The organism is Bacteroides cellulolyticus, assembly GCF_025567135.1.
Classification (GTDB): Bacteria; Bacteroidota; Bacteroidia; order Bacteroidales; family Bacteroidaceae; genus Phocaeicola; species Phocaeicola cellulolyticus.
In genome coordinates this window covers 24421-48664 of the sequence record NZ_JAOQJJ010000005.1, presented here as the reverse complement: position 1 = coordinate 48664, position 24244 = coordinate 24421, and the positions used below count along the sequence as shown (strand labels likewise).

Annotated in this window: 13 protein-coding genes, 1 tRNA gene and 3 pseudogenes; 7 read left to right on the top strand and 10 right to left on the bottom strand. The window is 40.9% G+C overall.

The features are described from left to right. Positions 1-129: 129 nt before the first annotated feature. Positions 130-252 (bottom strand): annotated as a pseudogene (locus OCV82_RS06975) (Fic family protein); the annotation flags it as partial. Positions 253-428: 176 nt separating this feature from the next. Beyond that, positions 429-512, bottom strand: a tRNA-Leu gene (locus tag OCV82_RS06970). Between the two features lie 168 nt (positions 513-680). Between OCV82_RS06970 and OCV82_RS06965 the strand changes: the two genes are divergently transcribed. Beyond that, complete coding sequence (locus OCV82_RS06965; protein ID WP_154043735.1) at positions 681-1724, top strand: mannose-1-phosphate guanylyltransferase; 1044 nt, start codon at positions 681-683, stop codon at positions 1722-1724. A 60-nt stretch (positions 1725-1784) separates the two neighbouring features. On the opposite strand, the gene OCV82_RS06960 is transcribed toward OCV82_RS06965, so the two are convergent. Further along, positions 1785-3152, bottom strand: a complete 1368-nt coding sequence (locus tag OCV82_RS06960) for an efflux transporter outer membrane subunit (RefSeq protein ID WP_154043734.1) — start codon at positions 3150-3152, stop codon at positions 1785-1787. 18 nt (positions 3153-3170) lie between these two features. After that, positions 3171-4004, bottom strand: a pseudogene (locus OCV82_RS06955) (efflux RND transporter permease subunit); the annotation flags it as partial. Here OCV82_RS06955 and OCV82_RS06950 point away from each other — a divergent pair. The 5 genes and pseudogenes from OCV82_RS06950 to OCV82_RS06930 form a co-directional block, all read left to right on the top strand. Further along, positions 4004-5251 (top strand): annotated as a pseudogene (locus tag OCV82_RS06950) (SusC/RagA family TonB-linked outer membrane protein); the annotation flags it as partial. The pseudogenes OCV82_RS06955 and OCV82_RS06950 overlap by 1 nt on opposite strands. Before the next feature lie 18 nt (positions 5252-5269). Next, positions 5270-6940: a SusD/RagB family nutrient-binding outer membrane lipoprotein gene (locus tag OCV82_RS06945; RefSeq protein WP_154043733.1), complete on the top strand. Its 1671-nt coding sequence runs from the start codon at positions 5270-5272 to the stop codon at positions 6938-6940. Positions 6941-7175: 235 nt separating this feature from the next. Beyond that, positions 7176-8285 (top strand): glycoside hydrolase family 88/105 protein, encoded by a 1110-nt coding sequence (locus OCV82_RS06940; protein ID WP_235339406.1) that lies wholly within the window; start codon positions 7176-7178, stop codon positions 8283-8285. 16 nt (positions 8286-8301) lie between these two features. After that, positions 8302-10053, top strand: a complete 1752-nt coding sequence (locus tag OCV82_RS06935; RefSeq protein ID WP_154043731.1) for a pectinesterase family protein — start codon at positions 8302-8304, stop codon at positions 10051-10053. A 4-nt stretch (positions 10054-10057) separates the two neighbouring features. After that, positions 10058-11368, top strand: a complete 1311-nt coding sequence (locus OCV82_RS06930) for an acetylxylan esterase (protein WP_154043730.1) — start codon at positions 10058-10060, stop codon at positions 11366-11368. Between the two features lie 53 nt (positions 11369-11421). Here OCV82_RS06930 and OCV82_RS06925 read toward each other — a convergent pair whose 3' ends face one another. After that, the gene (locus OCV82_RS06925) at positions 11422-12576 is read right to left on the bottom strand and encodes a dienelactone hydrolase family protein (protein WP_154043729.1); all 1155 of its coding nucleotides are present in this window, start codon (positions 12574-12576) and stop codon (positions 11422-11424) included. A gap of 111 nt (positions 12577-12687) precedes the next feature. Between OCV82_RS06925 and OCV82_RS06920 the strand changes: the two genes are divergently transcribed. Next, on the top strand, positions 12688-17118 hold the full coding sequence (locus tag OCV82_RS06920; RefSeq protein ID WP_154043853.1) for a hybrid sensor histidine kinase/response regulator transcription factor: 4431 nt from the start codon (positions 12688-12690) through the stop codon (positions 17116-17118). 49 nt (positions 17119-17167) lie between these two features. Here OCV82_RS06920 and OCV82_RS06915 read toward each other — a convergent pair whose 3' ends face one another. From OCV82_RS06915 to OCV82_RS06895, 5 genes are all read right to left on the bottom strand, one after another. Further along, on the bottom strand, positions 17168-18130 hold the full coding sequence (locus OCV82_RS06915) for a pectinesterase family protein (protein ID WP_154043728.1): 963 nt from the start codon (positions 18128-18130) through the stop codon (positions 17168-17170). A gap of 109 nt (positions 18131-18239) precedes the next feature. Beyond that, positions 18240-19646 (bottom strand): glucuronate isomerase, encoded by a 1407-nt coding sequence (uxaC, locus tag OCV82_RS06910; RefSeq protein WP_154043727.1) that lies wholly within the window; start codon positions 19644-19646, stop codon positions 18240-18242. A 17-nt stretch (positions 19647-19663) separates the two neighbouring features. After that, entirely contained in the window at positions 19664-21109 is a 1446-nt protein-coding gene (locus OCV82_RS06905) for an MFS transporter (RefSeq protein ID WP_262543178.1), read from the bottom strand. Positions 21110-21265: 156 nt separating this feature from the next. After that, positions 21266-22765 carry a UxaA family hydrolase gene (locus OCV82_RS06900; protein ID WP_394802652.1) on the bottom strand — a complete coding sequence of 500 codons (1500 nt, stop codon included), beginning with the start codon at positions 22763-22765 and terminating at the stop codon, positions 21266-21268. Positions 22766-22769: 4 nt separating this feature from the next. Then, the gene (locus OCV82_RS06895; protein ID WP_154043725.1) at positions 22770-24212 is read right to left on the bottom strand and encodes a tagaturonate reductase; all 1443 of its coding nucleotides are present in this window, start codon (positions 24210-24212) and stop codon (positions 22770-22772) included. Positions 24213-24244: the final 32 nt, after the last annotated feature.

Below are 24244 nucleotides of genomic sequence, written 5' to 3'. Positions count from 1 at the left end.
TATATTTTGAAGATTACCTTATTTGGGTTACAAAAATAAGCAAATAAGTGTAACCAAATAATAATATTATAAGTTTTTTATAAGAAACTTGAGAGAAAAAATAATAGATTTTAATTACAATAGCGAAAACGCCGTAGAATGGGTAATAAGAGAATAGAGGTAGTACTTTTCATAGTCCACCGCTTCACTTATACCAAGTTGCTGAAACTTCTGGTACAACTGTTCAATCTCTTGCCAAACACCTTGTTCCATTGACTTTCATTTAATTGGATTTATTTCTTTTCAAAGGTAGTGTTTTTGTATTGTGTAGCCAAAGAAAATAATGATTTACTACTATATTTTTTGCGTCTGTGGGGAAAATGCGGGGAAAAATCAGACAAGTAAAAAGGCTAAGTAATTGATAATTCATTACTTAGCCTTTTAATCTGTACCCAGACCCGGGGTCGAACCGGGATGGATGTTACTCCACTGGTGTTTGAGACCAGCGCGTCTACCGATTCCGCCATCTGGGCTTATTTTTATTTTGCGTTGCAAAGGTAAACATAATTTTCATATCTGCAATACTTTTCGGCTAGAAAATGTAATATTTTTTATGTCTAACACTATTTAGAAACTATTAAAGTCCGATTTTCTAAAATAATCAGTATCTTAGCATAGTTAATAACACAAATTATATTACCATGAACAATAACTACTATTGCATAATAATGGCAGGTGGAATGGGGAGAAGATTCTGGCCATACAGCAGGAAACAATTGCCAAAACAGTTTCTTGATTTCTTCGGCACAGGTGAAACCTTGTTACGTATCACATTCGACAGATGCAAAGGATTAATATCACCACAGAATATCTATATTTCCACATTCATTGATTATAAAGATATTGTAAAAAAGATTCTTCCTGAAATAAAAGACGAACAGATTATAATAGAAGAAGAAAGAAGAAACACAGCACCTTCGCTGGCATACGCTTCATATCTAATACAGAAAATAAATCCCGACGCTACTATAGTAGTCATGCCTTCCGACCAACTTATACTGAATATTGACAGTTTCCGGTCATCAATTTTAAAAGGGTTGGATTATGTAGCTACATCAGGCAGACTGATTAATATAGGTATTAAACCGACAAGGCCGGAAACCGGTTATGGCTACATACAGATTGAGGAAGAAGAAAGAGACGGAGATTTCTGTAAGGTAAAGACATTCATTGAGAAACCAGCATTGGAGTTTGCAAAAGTATTTGTGGAAGACAATGAGTTTTATTGGAACTCCGGAATATTTATCTGGCATGTTACAACAATTATGAAGGCTTTCCATGAGAACATGACAGAGGTGTGTCCACGACTAGAATGTGAAACTCCCGATTTCTCTGCATGTCCAAATATTTCTATAGATTACAGTATCATGGAAAAAGCAGATAATGTTTATGTACAAATGTGTGATTTCGGATGGGCTGATATAGGTACATGGCAATCATTATACGACGCATCACCTAAAGACATTAACCACAATGTCATTTTAAACAGCAATTCACTCTTATACGATTGCAATGAAAACATCGTCCTGATGCCAAAAGGCAAACTGGTAGTAGCCGAAGGTCTGGAAGGATATCTGATTGCGGAACATGACAATGTTCTTTTGATATGCAAGAAAGACGACCAGAACTCCATACGCAAATTTGTGAATGATGTGGAAATGAAATTCGGAGATGAATATGTATAACAAAAAGCATTATAAGCAATAAGAGCCGGACAGTAACAATCCGGCTCTTATTGTTTATAATCAGTATCCACCGCCCAAGGCATGATAGAGATTTATTACTCCCTGAATCTCATCAAAACGGTCTGTAACCGTATTCAGTTCAGCCTGCAGAAGTGACTGTCTGGCTGTTATAACTTCCAGATAATTCTGAGAGCTGTATTTCATTAACAGCTCGGAACTCTTTAAAGCAGATTTCAGTGACGCAGCCTGCTGTTCATCCAATATAATCCGTTCTTTTGCTGTCTGCCATTGTACTAAAGCGTCATTGACTTCTGTTCCGGCATCAAGCAGACTTTGTCTGAACATCAATAATGCCTCCTCCTGCTGCGCTTTCGCTATTTTCAGGTTCGCAATGTTCTTGCCTTTATTGAATATAGGTTGTACCAATGAACCGACGGCTGTCAACAGCCATTGACCCGGATTGGCTACAACCGCACCGGCGGAGTTTGTCCATCCTGCCGAACCTCCCAATGTTATACTCGGATAAAATGCCGAACGTGCAGAATTCGTAGCGTAATATGCCACAGCCAACTGTGCTTCGCTTTGACGCACGTCAGGACGACGGCTTAACAATTGCAAAGGAACACCCGTTGACAGTGAATCAGGAAATATCTGCTCGCTTAATGTTCCACGTACTATAGCCTGTGGAGCTTTTCCCAACAGGGCTGACAGAGAATTTTCCATTTCCGATATCTGACGCTGTATCGACAATACAGAAGCATCTACAGACAGTTTTGCTGCCTCCGTCTGTGCAACAGCCATCTCCGTTGCCTGTCCGGCACGTTTTAATGCCTTCATCGTACGCAAACTCTCAGTCCATGTCTCTGCTGTTTCCTGAGTTATCTTTAATTGTTCGTCAAGAACAAGCAGCGTGTAATAGCTGTTGGCTATTGTAGCCACCAGTTGGGTCTGTACAGCCTGACGATAAGCATCGCTTTGCTCCAAAGCGGCCTGTGCACCACGTTTGGCATTGAGCAATTTGCCAAAGAGGTCTATCTCCCAATCTGCAGATGCCGCAATATTATATTTCTTTGAAGCTTCTCCACCGCCAACGCTTGTTATTGTACCCTCAGGCGACAATGTTATTGAAGGCAGATATGACAGCCTTGAAGTCATAAGAAGTGCTTCTGCTTCTTCCACTTTCAGCCTGGCAACACTTAAATCAGTATTATTATCAAGACCGTACCTTATTAACTCTTGCAGATTAGCGTCCGTAAAAAGCTGTTCCCAAGACAAAGAAGCCAACGAAACGGTATCATCGACAGCTACAGGCTGACGGTAAATGCTATCGACTACCGACGTAACATCCGGACGCTCGTATGCACGATATATATGGCATCCGCTCATCGCAATGGAAACTGCTGAAACGATTATTATATTTCTTATCATACACTTTATTCTTTGATGTTATTTTTTCTCAATCTTTGGTAACTGGCGTTCAGGCATAAACTTTTCCTGCAGATACTGGAACACCATAAACAATGGGGGCACAATAAACAGCAATGCAATCGTACCGATCAACATACCTCCTACCGTTCCTACACCAATAGATATATTTCCATTGGCACCTACACCCGTAGCGAACATAAGCGGGAGCATACCGAATATCATAGTAAGCGAAGTCATCAGAATTGGGCGCAAACGTACCTGTGCCGCAGAAACCGCAGCCTGCATTATAGTCATACCATGACGACGGCGCTCGGAAGCATACTCTGTAAGCAATATCGCTGTTTTTGAAAGAAGACCGATAAGCATAATCAGACCTGTCTGCAAGTATATATTGTTTTCAAGTCCGTACATCTTTGCAAACAGGAAGCTGCCCGCCAGTCCGAACGGCACAGAGAGTATGACCGCAAGAGGAACAAACAGACTTTCATACAATGCACAAAGAATGAGATAGATGAAAACAACACAAATGACAAATACCAAAGTAGTGGTGTTTCCTGTATTTGACTCTTCACGCGACATTCCACCAAACTCAAATCCGTATCCTGTAGGCAATGTCTGTGCAGCAACCTCCTGAACAGCCTTGATTGCCTGACCAGAGCTATATCCAGATGCAGCGGCACCATTTACCTGTATGGCAGAGAACAGGTTAAAACGTGTCAGTACTTCAGAACCATATACACGTGTCAGTTTCAGATATTGGCTAATAGGACTCATCTCGCCAGAATCATTACGGACATAGATACTGTTCAATGATTCGGTGTCAAGTCGGAACTCCGGTGAAGCCTGCACCATATGGTATCGTCGGTAACTCACCGGAAACATACGCGGCAAACATTGTTTATGAACAAGGTTCTGACAACGGATTTACCTGGAATACCATTCCTACATCTATAGGTAATGAGAATATCAGACCAGAGAAAAAATATGAATACGAAATTGGATTTGAAAGCAAGTTCTTAAACAACCGTCTCGGAATAGACGTATCATACTATAACAACATAGTAAAAGATCAGATCCTCTCTACACCACAACCTTCAAGTTCAGGAGCTAAATATGTACTAATGAATGTAGGTGAAGTGGCAAACAACGGATGGGACATTGCATTGTCTGCCACACCTGTACTTACAAAAGATTTCAGATGGGATCTTACTGCTACATACGGAGTTTATAGAAATAAAGTAATAAAACTTGCAGACGGTGTTCCATATCTGGAAATATCAAACCTGGGTGGAAGCGGTGCAAAAATACAGGCTGTAGCAGGACAACCTATGGGTGATATTTATACTCAGGTGCCACAAGTAAACGAGAACAGCGAGTTCCTGGTATCTGACAACGGATTATATCTGAATCAGACAGAGCTGAAAAAGGTAGGAAACATTAATCCGGACGGAGTTGGAGGATTATACAACTCATTCTCATACAAGAATTTCTCACTTGATTTCAGTATCGATTTCAGAATTGGAGGTGACGTAATAAACGAAATGAACCAGTATGCCACAGGTCTTGGTTTGACACCTGAATCACTAAAATATCGTGACACCGAACATGGAGGACTTTCATACTATTATCCTAACAACAATAATAGTGGTGGAGTACCGGTACAGGTTGACCCGACGACCACAGCCGGACCAAACGGAGAGTACATTTATCACGACGGATTAATTCTTCCTGGCGTAGTGGCTTCAACAGGAGAGCCTAATAACAGAATTATCCCAGCCGGATATTATTACAATATGACTTATAACTGGGGTACTAATTCTGAACAATTGACATATGCCAACTCTGTATTTGACAATACGTATGTAAAACTTCGCGAACTGAACCTCAGTTATCGTATACCTTCAAAAGCTATTCAGAAGATAGGTATGACCAATCTTACAGTTTCTGTATTCGGCAGGAACCTGTTCTACTTCTACAAGGCTTTAAAAAATTACGATGCTGAATCATCAGTAGGCACATCATGGTCAAGTCAGGCTATTGTAGGAACATCTACTGCAGCCACACGCAGTTTCGGTTTTGCAATAAGAGCAAGTTTTTAACATTATAGATTTACAGACATGAAAAAAATATTATATATCACATCTCTTACACTGGCTTTAGCTTCAACAGGATGCACTGAGGAAGATTTTGACAGTAAATATCAGGACCCATCGAAAGTTACCACAGTAAGCATAAGTAATCTCATGGTAGGAGTATTCCAAAAATCCAAGGATTACGACACACATACTTACAACAGATATTTCGGCTTCGACTCTCAGTTTGTAGGCAAGTATGCCCAAACATTCGGATACACTTACTCAAGCAGCATGTACACCCCTGGATATATCCCATATATCGACAGCCAGTGGGACAATCTGTATTCGGCACTTACACAATACAGGAAAATGGAAGAACTCTACAATGCCGAGAATGAAACACAGAAGTTACAGGATGAAGCATTCATGCTAGCTGCAAAAGTACAGTTATACGACTATTTTTCCGCTACGGTTGATATTTTCGGAGATATGCCGTTCAGCAAGGCATGTACTCTCCCGCTTACCAATGATGTAGAAAAATCGTATGCACCATACGACAAGGCTGAAGATATATACAAAACGATCTTGGATGAGCTGAAAGAGATAGCACCAAAATTCCGTACTGTCACTATCCCAAGAAATTTCACTACACAGGATTTCATCAACAATGGAGATATTGACAAATGGGAAAGATACGCCAACAGTCTCCGATTGCGTCTGGCAGTGAGAGTATCCTCACAGGGCGAACTGGCAGAAACAGGTAAAGCAGCAGTGAAAGAAATACTGGAAAATCCTGAAACATATCCATTGATAGACGAACAGAGTAATAATATATTCATCGTAAACCAGAAATCCGGCCAGTTGAATTTTACAGCAGGGCAAGGACTGGGCGACTGGGTAACAAACAGACAGGCTTCAGGAGCGGTAATAAACAGAATGCTCAGCAACGGCAACTATAATATGGACAACAAGGAAAATCCTAATACCGGTGTATATGTAAAAGGAACTGACGATCCTAGAATTCTTCTGTATTATAATCCAATCAGCATAACAAATAAATATACGGGAGCCAAAGATGAAGGCAGATACTTAGGTACGGATCTTACTGTAGCAGATGAAGCTACCGAATATTACAACTCGCAGGCCACCGACGCCTATGGCAATACCGGTTTCTCACAAATTACACAGAAAGGATTCTTTTGGGAAAACGATAAATTCGATATGCTCATTATGACATCTCCGGAAATCCATTTCTTGAAAGCTGAAGCTTATCTTATGGGATATGGTGTAACGGCAGACGAAAACAAGGCAAAAGAAGAATTCATCAAAGCCGTCAGCCAGTCAATAAGCCTCTATTATTATTACGACTCAATCAGCACTGGTGAGAATTCCAGACAATATGACGCACCGACAGAAGAAGAAATAAACTCTTTTGCAGAGTCAAGATGGTCATATACAAAATACGAAAACAAGCAGGATGCCATCATCACACAGAAGTGGTTACATTTCGCAATTACTGCCAGCAGAGAAGCATGGAGCGACCTCAGACGTACAGGATATCCTTCAGGACTTGTATTCCCGGAAGTGGCAGGTACAATACCAAATGTTCCTGACAGATGGAAATATCCTACAACAGAAATGGACTACAACCCTTATTACAAGGATGTGCAAAACGAAGATACATACTACACAAAATTGTTTTGGGCAAAATAAATCCATATAAAAACCAAAAAATATACCTTTTATGATGAAAACTACACATTGATTTATGCAGATGTTCCTACTTTTGCCAATATAAACTTTAAAATTAATTTGTTCCATGAAAAATAAACTAATAAACACATTGGCATTTGTAGGAATTGCATTAATCAGTACAGCTTGTTCACAAAACACACAATCGCAAGTACAACAACCAAACGAAACACCGGATAAGCCATGGTCTGTAAGAATGGTAGAATCGGAGATGGCAAGATGGCCGGAATCGTGGCAACTTGACTTCCAGCCTAAACTGAAATGGGACTATTGTCACGGACTTGAATTGCAGGCTATGCTTGATGTTTATGACCGATACGGTGATGACAAAATATATGAGTATGCACTTGCATACGCCGACACTATGGTTAATGCCGACGGTACAATCAAAATGTACAAACGCGAGGAATTCAGCCTTGATCGTGTAAACTCAGGCAAATTCCTTTTCCGCATATATGAACAGACCAAAGACGAGAAATATAAAAAGGCACTAGCCCTTATGAGAAGCCAGTTTGAAGACCATCCGAGAAACGAAGACGGCGGTTTCTGGCACAAAAAGATCTATCCTAATCAAGTATGGTTGGATGGTATTTACATGGGAGCTCCTTTCTATGCCGAATATGCGTTCAGAAACAATGAAGTCGGGGCTTATCAGGATATCATCAACCAGTTCCTGATGGCCGCACGCCACACATACGATCCTAAAACCGATTTATATAAGCATGCTTGCGATGTAAGCAGAAAAGAGAAATGGGCAGACCCTGTGACAGGACAGTCACAACACAGCTGGGGACGAGCACTTGGATGGTATGCAATGGCATTCGTTGATGCACTGGAATTTATTCCTCAGCACGAGGCTGGAAGAGATTCCATGATAATAACTCTTAATAAAGTAGCACAACAGATAAAAAGACTCCAGGACGAAAAAACCGGATTGTGGTATCAGGTTCTTGACAGAAGCGGAGATGAAGGAAACTATCTGGAATCATCATGTTCGGTTATGTTCGTATATACACTGTTCAAGGCTGTACGCAAAGGATATGTTGATCCATCTTATCTTGCTGTAGCGGAAAAAGGATATAAAGGCGTTTTGGAACACTTTATCACTACCGACGATAAAGGAATGATAAGCATTACCAAAGCATGTGCCGTAGCAGGATTGGGAGGCAAAAATTACCGCATGGGGGATTATGACTACTATATAAACGAACAGATCAGAGACAATGACCCTAAGGCTGTAGGTCCGTTCATCATGGCAAGCCTTGAATGGGAACGTTTGCAGGAAGTAAGAAAAATCGTAAAATAATTAATCGGGAAATAATATGAAAAACAAGATTACACTTCTGTTAGGACTTCTGTTTGTCCTAACAGCATTTACACCTGCCAAACGGAATATTACAATATTCACCATAGGTGACTCAACAATGGCTAACAAAAAACTTGAAGGAGGAAATCCGGAAAGAGGTTGGGGACAAATGCTTTCAAGATATTTTACAGATGATATTACCATAGACAACCATGCCGTAAACGGAAGAAGCTCAAAGAGTTTTATCAATGAAGGCAGATGGGATGCTGTTCTCTCAAAAATACAAAAAGGCGATTATGTATTCATTCAGTTCGGTCATAATGATGAAAAAGACGATCCGAACCGTCATACCGATCCTGGAACAACATTTGACGCAAATCTCAAAAAATTTGTAGAAGATACGAGAGCAAAGGGAGGTATTCCTGTTCTTTTCAACTCAATTGTGCGCCGTAACTTCGGTAAAGCTGATGGAAATGCTGTAGCTAATGCTATAAAGCAGGACGATATACGCAACGGAATTGATCCCAAAGCACCCAAAGACAGCATTGAAGAAGGAGCGACACTTATAGATACACACGGAGCTTATCTGATTTCGCCTAAGAATGTCGCAAAAGAACTCAATGTTACTTTCATTGATTTAAACAGCCTTACTCACAAGTTGGTGGAAGGTATGGGACCTCAGAAATCAAAGGAACTGTATCTGTGGGTTGAACCTAAAACAGTGCCTGCATTACCAAATGGTAGAGAAGACAATACACATTTGAATGTACATGGAGCTTCTGTTATAGCAGAAATGGCTGTAAAAGCTGTAGCCGAAGCAATACCCGAACTACAACAGTACGTACGCCACTATGATTTAGTAGTAGCCAAAGACGGGTCCGGTGACTTTTTCACTGTGCAGGAAGCTATTAATGCGGTACCTGACTACAGAAAGAACGCAAGAACAACAATTCTGATAAAAGAAGGCTCATACAAAGAGAAAGTCATAATACCGGCAAGTAAGAATGCTGTATCTCTTATAGGTCAAGGCGAAGTAAAAATAACTTATGATGACTATGCAAGCAAGCCTAACATCTTCGGAGAAAACAAAGGCACTTCAGGATCATCATCCTGCTATATATACGCACCTGACTTTTATGCTGAAAACATTACATTCGAAAACACGTCAGGACCTGTAGGACAGGCTGTAGCATGTTTCGTAAGTGCAGACAGGGCATATTTCAAGAAATGCAGATTCCTAGGTTTTCAAGACACATTATATACCTATGGGAAAGGATGCAGACAGTACTATGACGAATGTTATATCGAAGGGACAGTTGACTTCATATTCGGATGGTCAACTGCAGTATTCAACCGTTGTCATATACACAGCATAGGAAACGGATACATCACTGCTCCGTCAACTGACAAAGGACAGAAATACGGATATGTGTTCTATAATTGTGAGATAACAGCCAACTCTGATGTGGACAAAGTATATTTGTCACGTCCTTGGCGACCATATGCACAAGCAGTATTTATACAATGCAATATGGGCAAGCATATCCTTCCTGAAGGATGGGACAACTGGAGAAACAAGAATAACGAAAAAACTGTTTTTTATGCTGAATACAAGAGCAAAGGAGAAGGAGCCAACCCTGGAAAACGTGTCGCTTATTCAAAACAGTTGAAAAATACTGAGGGCTACAGCATTGAAGAAGTTTTATCCGGAAACGATGGTTGGAATCCTTCAAAGAATGGTAATGCATTATTAAACATCAAGAGATAATTAAATGAGAAACAGAATATTACTTACAATAACAGTTTGTATAATGGTCATTCTGTCCATGGCAGAAAATTATCCTTACAGAAGTGATCTGCTATGGGTTACAGAACCTGATCATCCGGACTGGATATACCGTACAGGCGAAAAGGCAAAAATAAAAATCAGCCTTTTCAAATATGGAATTCCACAGGATGGAATAACTGTAAACTATGAGACGGGAAGCGAACTTATGCCATCCGACAAAACGGGAAGCATAACATTGAAGAACGGTAAGGCTGAAATAAATATAGGCACATTGGATAAACCGGGATTCCGCGACTGTATATTCAGTGTAATGATAAACGGAAGAAAATACAGCCATCACGTAAAAGTCGGATTTTCTCCGGATAAAATAAAGCCTTATACTAAAATGCCCAATGGTTTCATGGATTTTTGGAAGAACAACATCAAAGAAGCATCAGAATTTCCACTGAAATACACCAAAGAAAAGGCAGAAGAATATTGTACTGAGAAGATAGACTGCTATCTTATAAAGCTGCAGCTCAACAACAGAGGACAAGCTGTTTACGGCTATCTCTTTTATCCCAAAAATGCAAAACCAGAAAGCTGTCCGGTTGTATTGTCTCCTCCAGGAGCAGGAATCAAAACAATAAAGGAGCCTCTCAGACACAAATATTATGCCGAAGAAGGATTTATCCGTCTGGAATTCGAAATACATGGACTTAATCCTACCATGAGCGAAGAGCAATTTAAGGAGATAAGCAATGCTTTCAACGGTAAAGAAAACGGATACCTTACAAACGGACTGGACAATAAAGACAATTATTACATGAAACGTGTATATCTGTCATGCCTGCGTTGTATCGACCTGCTCACATCACTACCGGAATGGGACGGTAAGAATGTCATAGTACAAGGTGGCAGCCAAGGCGGAGCACTTGCCATGATTACTGCCGGGCTTGACAAAAGAGTGACAGCATGTGTAGTAAATCATCCTGCACTAAGCGATATGGCAGGATATATGGCAGGACGTGCAGGAGGATATCCGCATTTCTTCCGTACAAGAGGAATGGACACTAAAGAAAAACTGGAAACTATGTCATATTATGATGTGGTAAATTTTGCACGACTGATAAAGGCTGACACTTTCATGACATGGGGATTCAACGACAACACCTGTCCACCGACTACAAGTTATGCAGTTTACAACACCCTTGAATGCAATAAAGAAGCGCTTATAACTCCAATTAATGAACATTGGACATCAGAAGAGACAGAGCGCGGACATCTGGAATGGATAAAAAAACACCTGAAATAAAAGGTATCCCAATAGAGAATACATTAACAGTTAAAGCCCAAAGACGAAAGTCATTAGGGCTTTAACCATTTATTAAAGAAATCCAAGACTTCCTCCTGCATTTTCTTATTAAAGAAATGTTTCTCATCCCACATTTTAGTGACCAACTTATCGGATGCTCCAACACTATCCCAAACCTCTTTCATCTGACGATAAGCATCCGTCACTCCCTCTACAGGGAAAAGTTTGTCTTGACTGCCATTGAAGAAAAGCGAAGGTTTCGGACATGCAATACTTGCAACATGAGGATAATCAAGATACTTCCTTATACGTGGAAGAAGCATTGAATAAGCCGATCCACCTTTATTCTGATTATTATCAACAGTCATAAGACAATCAGTGGTATTCATCCAACATACTGAAGCGGAGACTTTAACCATATCAGTCATTGAACTAAGCATCCAAGAACGGTAGGCTCCCATTGAAAAGCCCAGACATCCTATCCTGTCACTATCAACGAAAGGCAAAGATGCCAGAAATTCAACACTCCTCATATCATCCATATTTATATAAGCTCCCCATGAAGCACCCATCTGCATGAAATTCGAGGCCAATGCCTGCTGACGGTCATAGTCAATACCTTCCTTACAACCTCTATCTCCCCAAAACAAGGCATCCACCGACAATACCACATATCCGTTCATAGCAAAATAGTCACCAACATATCTGCCATCATAACATTTCAATGCCCATAAATCTGCATCAGACACGATTTCACGGTCCACATTAAAAGGTCGTATCATTTTCTCCTTTCCTATAAGGAAATGTGCTCCATGATCATGTAGCATAACCACAGAAGGGAATACACCTTCACCGTCAGGAACAAGCAGATAAGCAGGAACTCTTGACCACTTGGATATATTGAATTCAATCTTCAACGCTCTGTAGCCCTCCCGTTGTTCGCTATCTATAACTTTCATATCATAATCGTCAGGAGCAGGCTGAACAATATCCATACATTCAAAAAGAATCTCACGAGCCTGTTTCTTCCAAACATCAAAATCCTTATTTTTCTGCGATTGCCACGACATGGGATATGTCAACAGACTTTTCATCCGATCATAATAAACCGGCAGATTTTTATTTATCTCAAACCTATCGGAAGTACTTTGAGCTTTAGTATGCCCTAGCACAAATAAAAACACTAAAAATAAAGTAACTATATTCATATTTTATCACCAGTTATCATTGCAAATATACTCCAAAAAATCATTTTTTCATTATATTTGCAATGATATAAAAATATCAATATGTTTATAAAAATAAGCAAAAACAGCATCATGAAGAACTTTTCGATTTTTATCCTTTTATTGCTACAGATAGTAAACGTTTATTCGCAAACAGACTGCGTAATAACGCATTATTCTTCAGAAGACGGTCTGTCCGAAAACACGGTTATGGATATATTGCAGGACAAGAAAGGAAATATGTGGTTCTCAACATGGAATGGCATAAACAAGTTCGACGGGTACACATTCCATACTTACAAAGGATTTCTGGACAATGAAATAGCACTGACAAATAATCGTGTTGACTGTATGGAGCTTGACAAATACGGATACATTTGGATGCTTACATACGATGAGCGCGCTTTTCGCTTTGATCCGCGTACTGAAATATTTGAAAGTGTACCAGACTATGACAATACAGAAATACACATACCGATAACAAGAATAAAAACACTTCCAAACGGTAACGTCTGGTTACTATCACAAAATAGAGGAGCAATAAGAATTATAACAGACTCAATAAGCAAAAAAATCACTACAGAATATTATTCTTCCGGTTCCGAAGTTTTTCCTGTATCATCTGTCTTTAACGTCTATCAGATAGGAGACGATGAATGGGTACTGTCGGACAACGGACTCGCATGTTTCAATAAACCGGGTAATAATCCTGAAGTGTTTTTCGAACTTAACAGTTCAGGCAAAGACGGCATAGTAAGAAAACAAAAGTTCTTCACACTTGAAGAGAACAAAGACAAGCTGTTTTTCGGTGCGAACAACGGATACGTTTGGATTCTGAATAAAGGTAATAATATTTTCACTCCACTTAAACTCCCTGTACAATCAAATATAACAGGTATAAAATACATAGAGAAAAATGATAAACTTATTATAGCCTCCAAGAAAGACGGCTTTTTCGTATATGACATAAAAAACGATACTTACGAACATTTCAAGCCAAACATGCTTCCCGATGCAAGCATTGACGATATATATAAAGATACTGCTGACGAAGTATGGTTTGAGCAAAATGTGACCGGAGAAGTTGCACACTATAATCCATATACCAATAAAATCAAAATAGAAAAGGTATATGCTGAACCTACAAATACCGACAGATCCAGACCGGCATTCCATATACACGAAGATATATTCGGGTCTCTATGGGTACACCCATACGGTGGAGGATTCTCATATTTTGACAGAGAGAAAAATAGTCTGGTACCATTCTATAACAGCATGAATGGCGGGAAATGGCACTTTTCAAATAAAATACACAGCGCTTTTTCTGACAGGCAGGGTAACTTATGGATGTGTACACACTCCAAGGGACTTGAAAAAGTAACATTCAGAACCGAACATTTCAGAATTAAACGTCCGGTAGAATCCCACTATGAAACATTAAGCAATGAAGTAAGGGCATATCAGGAGTACAACGGTAACCTTTGGGTAGGACTCAAAGATGGAATGCTGAAGGTTTATGACAATAAATACAGCGAAATAGGATACATGACAGAAACAGGCCGAATATCCCAATCAGGAGCTCCATTATTAGGAAATGTCTATTACATGATGCGCGACAGCAAAGGAATAATGTGGCTGGCTACTAAAGGTGCCGGGTTGATAAAGGCAGAACCGACCGCCGATGCAATGCAGTTCCGTCTTACACGCTACCAATATAATCCTGATGACATTTACAGTCTGTCAGACAATAACGTTTATTGCATATACGAAGATAATTCGGGAAGAATATGGATTGCAACATTCTCAAACGGCATAAACTATATCACTAAGAACGAGAAAGGTGAAACTGTATTTATCAATCATCGAAACATACTTAAAGGATTTCCTATAAAAGAATGCAATAAAGTAAGATACATAACTGCCGATGAAAAAAACAGGCTATGGATAGCCACCACTGGAGGATTGGTTATGACAGAACTCGACTTCGAAAATCCATCAGAAGCCGTGTTCCACCATTATATGCGTTCACCGGACGATCCTACTACATTAAGCAATAATGATGTACACTGGATAACTCCTACACATAACGGAGAATTATATATTGCCACATTCGGAGGAGGCCTTAACAGACTTAACAGTATAAGTCAAGATGGCAAAGTAAGTTTCAAGACATATACGGTTAAGGATGGACTCCCATCAGACATACTACTGTCTATCCAGGAAGACAAGAACGGGCTGTTATGGATAAGTACAGAAAACGGACTTACAAAATTCAATCCGGAGGACGAACGTTTTGAAAATTTCCAGGACAGACATAGGAACTTCAAGATACGTTTCAGTGAAGCATCATCCGAATACTTGTCAAATGGAGACATGGTATTTGGAACAAATCAAGGTATCTTCTATTTCAATCCTGACTCTATAAAGAAAAGTATATATGAGCCACCGGTTATATTCACACAATTACTGCTTGCCAACAACACAGTAGTTCCGGGAACAGCTCCGTTAAAAGAATGTACAATAGATGATATAGAACGTCTTACACTCTCACACAAAGAAAACATATTCACTATACAATTTGCAGCATTGGACTACACTACCCCTTCGGACATTCAATATGCATACATATTAGACGGATTTGAAAAGAACTGGAACTATGTAGGCAAACAGAGAATGGCCACATACACTAATTTGCCGAAAGGCGATTATGTATTCAAAGTACGCTCAACGAACTCCGATGGCGTATGGATTGACAATACACGAAATCTTAATATAAGGATTCTGCCATCATTTTGGGAGACACCATTGGCATATCTCATATACGTATTTGTACTACTGTTGATAGTGTTCACTGCTGTATATATTCTATCAACCATATACCGACTGAAACATAAAGTAGTGATGGAACACCAGCTTACAGACCTGAAGCTGAGATTCTTTACAGACATATCCCATGAGCTCAGAACTCCGTTGACACTCATCACTGCTCCACTTGAGAATATCCTTGAAGAAAAAGATCTTCCAGGCGGAATTCGTGAACAACTTTCCGTGGTGGAACGTAATGCAAACCGTATGCTCAGACTTGTAAACCAGATTCTTGATTTCAGGAAAATACAAAACAAGAAAATGAAGATGCAGGTACAATTACTTGAAGTAGTCTCTTTCACCCGCAAAGTGATGGAATACTTCGAGGCAGTAGCAAAAGAACGCAACATATCATACGACATTGAAACAAACAAGAGCTCAATCTATTTATGGGTTGATGCCGACAAATATGAGAAGATAATATATAACCTTCTTTCAAACGCATTCAAATATACTCCAGACGGAAAATCTATAAAAATAACTATACACGAAAACGAAGATACTGTAGCTATTTCTGTTATAGACAAAGGAGTAGGAATAACCGAAAATAAGAAAAAGAAACTGTTTGTACGTTTTGAAAACCATGTTGAGACAAAAGGAACATCACAATTGAGTACCGGAATAGGCCTTTCACTGGTTAAAGACTTTGTAGATATGCATAAAGCAGAAATCACAGTAACAAGCAAGCCAAACGAAGGAAGCTGCTTCAAAATCGATTTCAAGAAAGGCAAAGAACATTACGACAACAAAGTAGAATTCTTGCAGAATGACATGGATTATGCATCAGGCACAGAATACACCGTTGCAGAATGTAATAATGAAGTTACAAAAGAAGATGAAGAGATCGATACGAACAAAGACATTATGCTTATCGTAGAAGACAACTCCGAGTTGAGACAATTTCTACATAACATATTTACTGCAGACTACCATGTTATAGAAGCCGCAAATGGTGAAGAAGGAAAGGAAAAAGCATTAAAATATGTACCTGACATCATCATAAGCGATGTAATGATGCCTGTAAAGGACGGTTTCCAGATGATGCAGGAACTAAGAGGCGAAATAACGACCAGCCATATACCTCTAATCCTACTGACAGCAAAAACCGCTATTGAAAGCAAGCTTGAAGGGTTGGAATACGGAGCAGACGACTATATAACAAAACCTTTCAGCGCCACTTACCTTAAAGCGAGGGTTAAAAACATCCTGCAAAGGAAACTGAAGATCCAGCAAGCATACAGAGAAAGATTATTGGATCAAAGTCTGAACACGGACAACAAGACAGAAGATAATGAGTCGCAAGTTCCTGACATGTCCCCAAGCGACAGAAAATTCATGGACAAGCTGTTGGAACTGATGGAAAGCAGAATAGACAACAGCGAATTGGTTGTGGACGATCTTGTAAAAGAGATGGCGGTAAGCCGATCCGTTTTCTTCAAGAAGCTGAAGACACTTACCGGCCTTGCTCCTGTAGAATTCATTAAAGAAGTAAGAATAAACAAAGCAATCAAGCTGATAGAGTCTGGAGAATACTCCATCACACAAATAGCATACATGGTTGGAATAAACGATCCAAGATATTTCAGCAAATGCTTCAAACAGAAAATGGGAATGACCCCATCGGAATATAGAGATCAGAAAGGGCAGAACAAATAAAAAACAGTCCACAGACGGCGAATTACAAAACTGTCTGTGGACTATTCTTTCAGTTTTCAGAAGGATTCCATGAATCTGAAACAGAATACATATATGAAAAATCATCATACAATCCGGCCTCATCCTTTTTCAGCTTACCAGACCATTTTACACGCCCTTCAGTAGAAGAGCCGTCACCGGTATTACCAAATTCGGCATACCTGGCGGTCTTTTCATTATCCGGATTTCTCCAGTTGTCCCATCCTGCCGGACGGATATGTTTCCCCATTTCGCAACCGATAAACACCGTTGCAGCATACGGACGCCATGGACGTCCCAAATATACTTTAGTCACATTAGCGTCAGCTGTCAATCTGCAATTTTTAAAGACATATCCAACCTTTACATCCTTAGGAGTTGAAGCTGCCGTTATATAGGAATTTCTCTTACTATGAATTATACAATCCAAAAACAAGGCTGTTGATGGGCCGAAAATAAAATCTGTCGTACCCTCAATATAGCAATCCTTGAAATACAGACGTGAGTTTGCACGACCGGTATAGACCGTATCCTGATTTCCCAGGAACCGGCAATTGAAGAATCTCAATTTATCTCCCTCCGTATGCAAGGCAACAGCTTGGCCCAACTGTGCAGCATTATTCTCTATAGTAAGATTTCTGAAAGTCAACATTGTACCTTCCACTTTAAGTGTATAAGTTCTGAATGTCCCCATTTTATTGATATTAGCATGATCGTCATATGTTATAACAGTATTACAGACATCCTCACCTATAAACTCAACATTCTGTAGCCACGCCGGAACAACAATTTTCTCCTTATATATACCTTTCTTTATAAAGACTTTTACCTTGTAATCCATAAAAGCCCTTATCCCTTCCAGAGCTTCATTAATTGTACGGTAATCCCCAGTCCCGTCCCTTGCCACAACTATACTGTCTTTATATTGCTGTGCCGCAAATATTGAAGACACAGAACATAAAATCAGACAAATTATTGTTAATGCCTTTTTCATAATACTTTTTAAAAAAACTTACAGCCAGCAAGAACCATCTAATGATAACTTACTGGCTGATTGTTAATTAATGTAATTCTATCTATTTATTTTCTATATAGAGATATTATTAAAGATTCAAATATCTCTTTGCGTTGTTATATGAAATGTCATTGACCATCTGACCAAGGAATTCTATTTCTGATGCAGGCAATTCTCCCTTCTCTACATCCTCACCTATAAGGTTACATAGAATACGGCGGAAGTATTCATGACGTGGATAAGAAAGGAAGCTGCGTGAGTCTGTAAGCATACCTACGAAACGGCTAAGCAATCCAAGTACCGAAAGACAGTTCATCTGTTTCTGCATTCCGTCCTTCTGGTCAAGGAACCACCAGCCTGAACCGAACTGGATCTTACCGGCTACAGGACCTTGCTGGAAGTTACCGATCATTGTACCTATAACTTCATTGTCTGCCGGATTGAGGTTGTAAAGGATGGTCTTTGTCAGCTTGTCTGCTGAATTCAGACGGTCAAGGAACTTGGCCATTGCCTTTGAGGTATTGAACACACCGATTGAATCGAAACCTGTATCAGGGCCTAGTTTCTCGAACATACGTGTGTTGTTATTACGGATAGCTCCGTAGTGGAACTGCTGTGTCCAGCCTTTTTCATTGTCCATTTCGGCAAAGACTACGAGCATTGCAGACTTGAACTTGAGGATTTCCTCGTTTGTAAGTTCCTTGCCTGAATATACCTTGTTGAAGATTGCGTTGATTTCGGCATCTGTATAGTCTTCGGCATAGAATTCTTCGATACCGTGGTCAGACAGACGGCAGCCCATGCTTGCAAAGAAATCGTGACGGTTCTTCAATGCGTCAACCAGGTCATTGAATGTGCTGATTGATACTGAAGAAACCGTAGAAAGTTTCTCAACATAGCTGCGGAAGTTTGCCGCATTCTCAACTGCCATAGCCTTATCCGGACGCCATGTAGGAAGAACCTTTACCTTGAAACCGCTTTCAGCTATTGTCTTGTGATATTCCAATGTATCTACAGGATCGTCTGTAGTACATACTGTCTCTACATTGTAGCGTTCCATGAACTTGCGGGCTGTATAGTCAGGAGTTGCAAGTTTTGCGTTACATTCGTCGAATATCTCACGTGCTGTCTTCGGAGAAAGAAGCTTGTCGATACCGAAGGCTGTCTTCAGTTCAAGATGACTCCAGTGGTAAAGAGGGTTTCTCATTGTGTAAGGGATTGTCTCAGCCCATTTTTCGAACTTCTCCCAGTCTGAAGTTGACTTTCCTGTGATATATTCCTCATCCACTCCGTTTGTTCTCATGGCTCTCCACTTGTAGTGGTCGCCGCCAAGCCAGATTTCCGTGATTGAAGAGAATTTATAGTCATCCGCTATCTTCTTTGGTTCAAGGTGGCAGTGATAGTCGATTATCGGATTATGTTTTGCAAAATTGTGATACAGATACTTCGCTGTGTCCGAATACAACAGGAAGTCTTCATCCATAAAATTTCTCATAATTAGTATGTTTTTGGTTATTTCTTAACGTCTGATGTCAAACTCTTGACTGCAAACCAGCTTAATATATAAGCTACTGATGCTACAAGGAATACTATCATATAGCCTGCCTGGATTCCTTCGAAACCGAGGAAAGACATATTGCTCTCGCGTGAATATGTGAACAGGATACCTGAACCCTGGTTGAAAAGGAAGCTTCCAAGACCACCGACCATACCGGCAAGGCCTGTAAGTGTGGCAACTACCGATTTAGGGAAGAGGTCGCTTACAAGAGAATATGCGTTTGCGCTCCAGCTCTGGTGTGCGGCACCGATGATACCGATGATGATTATAGGATACCAGCATGAATGTACTCCAAGGAATGGTGCAACTATACCCAACAGAGGGAATAGCGAATAAACGAACATTGATGATATACGGCCGCCGAACGGAGTAAGTCCTTTCTTGTTCACAAGGAACGTAGGAAGATATCCTCCGACGATTGAGAGCATGGTGATGAGATACAATGTGAATATCAGCAACATACCCATGAAAGAGTCTGAGCTGTAGCCATAGATATCTTTCACATACGCAGGTGCCCAGAACAGGAAGAACCACCATACGCCTTCAGGAAGGAAACGTGAAGCAAATATAGCCCATGTATGACGATAGGCGAAATACTTGAAGATATTTACCTTTTCCTTCGGCTCTTCTGTCGGTTTTGTCTCATTCTCCGCCTTATTCTCATCCTGACGTATATAGTCAAGTTCAAGCTTGTTCATACGCTTATTGTTGTCCGGTGCCTCGTATGTCTTGAGCCATATACCCAGCCATACGAAACCGAGGAGACCGATAATGAGGAATGACATTTCCCATCCCCAGAAACGGGCTATCACAGGAATTGTAAACGGAGCGAGCATAGCTCCTATCTGTGAGCCTGAATTGAAAAGGCTGGTGGCAAAGGCACGGTCTTTCTGAGGGAAATAGGCGGAAATGGTCTTGTTGGCACAAGGGAAGTTTCCTGCCTCACCGGCTGCAAGAATACATCTTGCTATAAGGAAAAGCCACATGCTCACGGTGGATATACCCATCATCGCGGTACCGGCATTGCGGGCTATTTCTATATGTTCACGCGCTCCTGCAAATGTCATGGTCCAGCTGTCAAGCACTATTCCGGCAGTAGCGATACCGCAAAATGCATGAAGACAGGCACCGAGAGACCAGAGGGCGATGGCCCATGAATAGCCTTTCTTGATTCCAAGATAATCGACTGTCCTTCCCGCAAAGAACATCGCGATGGAATATACAAAGGAGAAGCATCCGGTGATGGTACCGTAATGAACGTCAGTCCAGCCGAATTCAGGAGAGATGAAGTCTTTCCATGTAAGAGAAAGAACCTGACGGTCAAGATAGTTTACCGTGGTTGCAAAGAACAGCATCGCACATACATACCAGCGGTAATTGGTCATTTTATTATTGTTCATTTATGTCAATTAAGAATTAAAAATTAAAAATTAAGAATTGGTTATCAGTTATTAGTTGTTGGTTGTTAGTTATTAGTTGTTAGACTAGCATCCAAATGGCAACCTTGTCAACTCGTCAACTTGTCCACTTGTCAACTAAAAACTGACAACTCAATATTAAAGTATTACACCGGTCTTGAATATGGATATCTCACGGTAATTGTTTATCTCGTTCTTTACATATGAACCGGAGCAGGCCGATATGACAAAGTTGAAGAACTCGTCAAGCACCTCTTCCTTGCTCTTGCCTTCCACCAAAACACCTGCATTGAAGTCCATCCAGCGTGTCTTGCGGTTATAGAGGTTTGAGTTGGTAGAAATCTTTGCCGTTGGCACGAATGTTCCGAATGGCGTTCCGCGACCTGTAGTGAAAAGTACCATATGGCAGCCGGCGGAAGCAAGTGCCGTACTTGCAACGAGGTCATTACCCGGAGCGCTCAGAAGGTTAAGTCCGTGAGCCGAGATACGGTCACCGTATTCCAGCACGTCAATCACTGCACTGGAGCCTGATTTCTGTGTACAGCCTAGAGATTTCTCTTCAAGAGTAGAGATACCTCCAGCCTTGTTGCCCGGTGACGGATTTTCATATATCACCTGGTCGTTCTTTATGAAGTAGTTCTTGAAGTTGTTTATCAGACTGACTGTCTTATGGAAAGTTTCCTCGTCCTTGCAGCGGTCCATGAGGATTGTCTCTGCACCGAACATCTCAGGCACTTCTGTAAGCACGCATGTACCGCCGTATGAAACAAGACGGTCGGAGAACAGACCTAGCAACGGATTGGCTGTGATACCTGAGAAGCCATCTGAGCCACCACATTTAAGACCTATTCTCAGTTTTGATACTGGCTGTTCTGTTCTTACGTCTTTCTTTACATTCTCATAGAGGCCCATAAGGATTTCCATACCTGCAGCGATCTCATCCTCCACTTTCTGACATTCGAGGAATTTCACACGCTCACTGTCATACTCGCCTAGCATTGTTCTGAAAGCAGAAACCTGATTATTCTCGCATCCGAGTCCCAATACCAACACGCCTCCCGCATTAGGATGAAGAACCATATCGCGCAGTATCTTGCGTGTATTCTCGTGGTCTTCCGACAGCTGCGAGCAGCCCCAGTTGTGTGTATAGGCATGGATACCGTCAAAATTGTCGGCTTTATCACCAGCTGTCTTTTCGTTGAACAGCTTGACAAGTTCGTTTGCCACCCCGTTCACACAGCCTACTGTAGGGACAATCCATATCTCGTTACGGATTCCGACATCGCCGTTCTTCCTTTCATAACCCTTGAAATAGACCATACCTTCCGACTTGCATGAGTGTACCTCTGCAGGATTGTATGTATAGTCCTTGATCTCGCCAAGGAGCGTACGGATATATTTCTCGTTTATAAGGCTTCCTGCAGCTCTGTCTTCCTTGAGCGAACCGATAGGGAAACCGTATTTCACCACCACATCTCCTGTATGGAAATCCTGAAGCGCTATCTTGTGTCCGGCAGGAACATCATCCTTCAGGGTAATGCTACGTCCGTCAACAACGATTTCTGTACCGGCAGCAAGATCGGACAACGCCACTACGACGTTGTCCTTACTGTTTATATGAAGTATATTTTCCATCAGGGATTTATTTTACGTATTCCTTCACCATTTCATACATGCCTTTCTCTTCAATTCCCTTAAGCATATCTGCTACCATATCTGTCAGACCAGGGATATTGTTGAGGTTTTCTTCCCATACAAAGTCTGCCGCCAATACCTTTTCTGCTACTGCATGAAGGTCGGACATAGTCCATGCGTTCTTCACGTATTCCACGATTTCAGGAGCGTCGTTCGGAACGATTTCAGCACCGTCGGCACGTTTTCCTCCCTTGTAATATACGATAAGCGCGGCAAGACCGAGAACGATTCCGTATGGAAGTTCACCCTTGCGGCTTAGATATTCCTTAACCGAAGGAAGATCGCGTGCTGTGAACTTAGGGAATGCGTTAAGCATGATTGATGTAACCTGGTGGTCAACAAAAGGATTCTCGAAGCGTTCAAGTACGCTTGCCGCAAATGCCTTGAGTTCGTCTTCCGGAAGGTTTAGTGTCTGCATGAGCTCTTCATACATAGCTTTGCGGATATACTTGCCGATAACCTCATCCTTGCATGCATCGCGCACAATATCAATACCTGAAAGATATGTGATAGGAGAAAGGATTGTATGTGTTCCGTTAAGCAATGTCACCTTACGTTCGTGGTATGGTTTTTCTGACGGTACGAACAATACGTTCAGACCAGCCTTGTTTGCAGGGAATTCCGCTGCAACGCTTTCAGGTGCTTCGATTACCCAAAGGTGGAATGCCTCGCCCTGAACAACCAGGTTGTCATCATAACCGAGGTGTTCCTTGATTTCGTTGATGGTCTTTCTTGGAAATCCCGGAACGATACGGTCAACAAGTGTAGCGTAAACGCCGCAAGCCTGTTCGAACCATGTCTTGAATTCTTCGCCTAGGTTCCAGAGTTCGATATACTGATAGATTGTTTCCTTCAGCTTGTGACCGTTCAGGAATATAAGCTCGCATGGGAAGATTATCAGACCTTTGTCCATAGCACCGTTGAAGAACTTGTAACGGTGATAGAGGAGCTGTGTAAGTTTTGCAGGATATGAGCTTGGAGGAGTATCCTCAAGACGGCATGCAGGATCGAATGCGATACCGGCTTCTGTTGTATTGGAAATGACAAATCTCATCTCCGGCTGTTCTGCCAGTGAAAGATATGACTGGTATTCTGTATAAGGGTTAAGGCAGCGGCTGATTACATCAATGAGTCTGTATGAATTGATTACCTCGCCTTTTTCAAGTCCCTGTAGGTTTACATGGTAAAGACCATCCTGGGCATTGATCATATCTATCATTCCTTTATCGATAGGCTGTACAACCACTACGCTGCTGTTGAAATCTGTCTTTTCATTCATATTGGAGATTATCCAATCAACAAAACATCTCAGGAAATTTCCTTCACCAAACTGAATGATGCGTTCAGGACGAACAACCTTGACGGCTGTCTCTTTATTTAATGCTTTCATAATGTAAAGATATTAAATTGTATTATTATAGT

What these genes read in the sequence shown, in the direction of transcription:
- uxaC (WP_154043727.1), bottom strand. Translation starts at nt 19,646, where the DNA reads ATGAGAAATTTTATGGATGAAGACTTCCTGTTGTATTCGGACACAGCG.
- OCV82_RS06920 (WP_154043853.1), top strand. Translation starts at nt 12,688, where the DNA reads ATGAAGAACTTTTCGATTTTTATCCTTTTATTGCTACAGATAGTAAAC.
- OCV82_RS06965 (WP_154043735.1), top strand. Translation starts at nt 681, where the DNA reads ATGAACAATAACTACTATTGCATAATAATGGCAGGTGGAATGGGGAGA.
- OCV82_RS06945 (WP_154043733.1), top strand. Translation starts at nt 5,270, where the DNA reads ATGAAAAAAATATTATATATCACATCTCTTACACTGGCTTTAGCTTCA.
- OCV82_RS06940 (WP_235339406.1), top strand. Translation starts at nt 7,176, where the DNA reads ATGGTAGAATCGGAGATGGCAAGATGGCCGGAATCGTGGCAACTTGAC.
- OCV82_RS06960 (WP_154043734.1), bottom strand. Translation starts at nt 3,152, where the DNA reads ATGATAAGAAATATAATAATCGTTTCAGCAGTTTCCATTGCGATGAGC.
- OCV82_RS06925 (WP_154043729.1), bottom strand. Translation starts at nt 12,576, where the DNA reads ATGAATATAGTTACTTTATTTTTAGTGTTTTTATTTGTGCTAGGGCAT.
- OCV82_RS06935 (WP_154043731.1), top strand. Translation starts at nt 8,302, where the DNA reads ATGAAAAACAAGATTACACTTCTGTTAGGACTTCTGTTTGTCCTAACA.
- OCV82_RS06895 (WP_154043725.1), bottom strand. Translation starts at nt 24,212, where the DNA reads ATGAAAGCATTAAATAAAGAGACAGCCGTCAAGGTTGTTCGTCCTGAA.
- OCV82_RS06915 (WP_154043728.1), bottom strand. Translation starts at nt 18,130, where the DNA reads ATGAAAAAGGCATTAACAATAATTTGTCTGATTTTATGTTCTGTGTCT.
- OCV82_RS06905 (WP_262543178.1), bottom strand. Translation starts at nt 21,109, where the DNA reads ATGAACAATAATAAAATGACCAATTACCGCTGGTATGTATGTGCGATG.
- OCV82_RS06930 (WP_154043730.1), top strand. Translation starts at nt 10,058, where the DNA reads ATGAGAAACAGAATATTACTTACAATAACAGTTTGTATAATGGTCATT.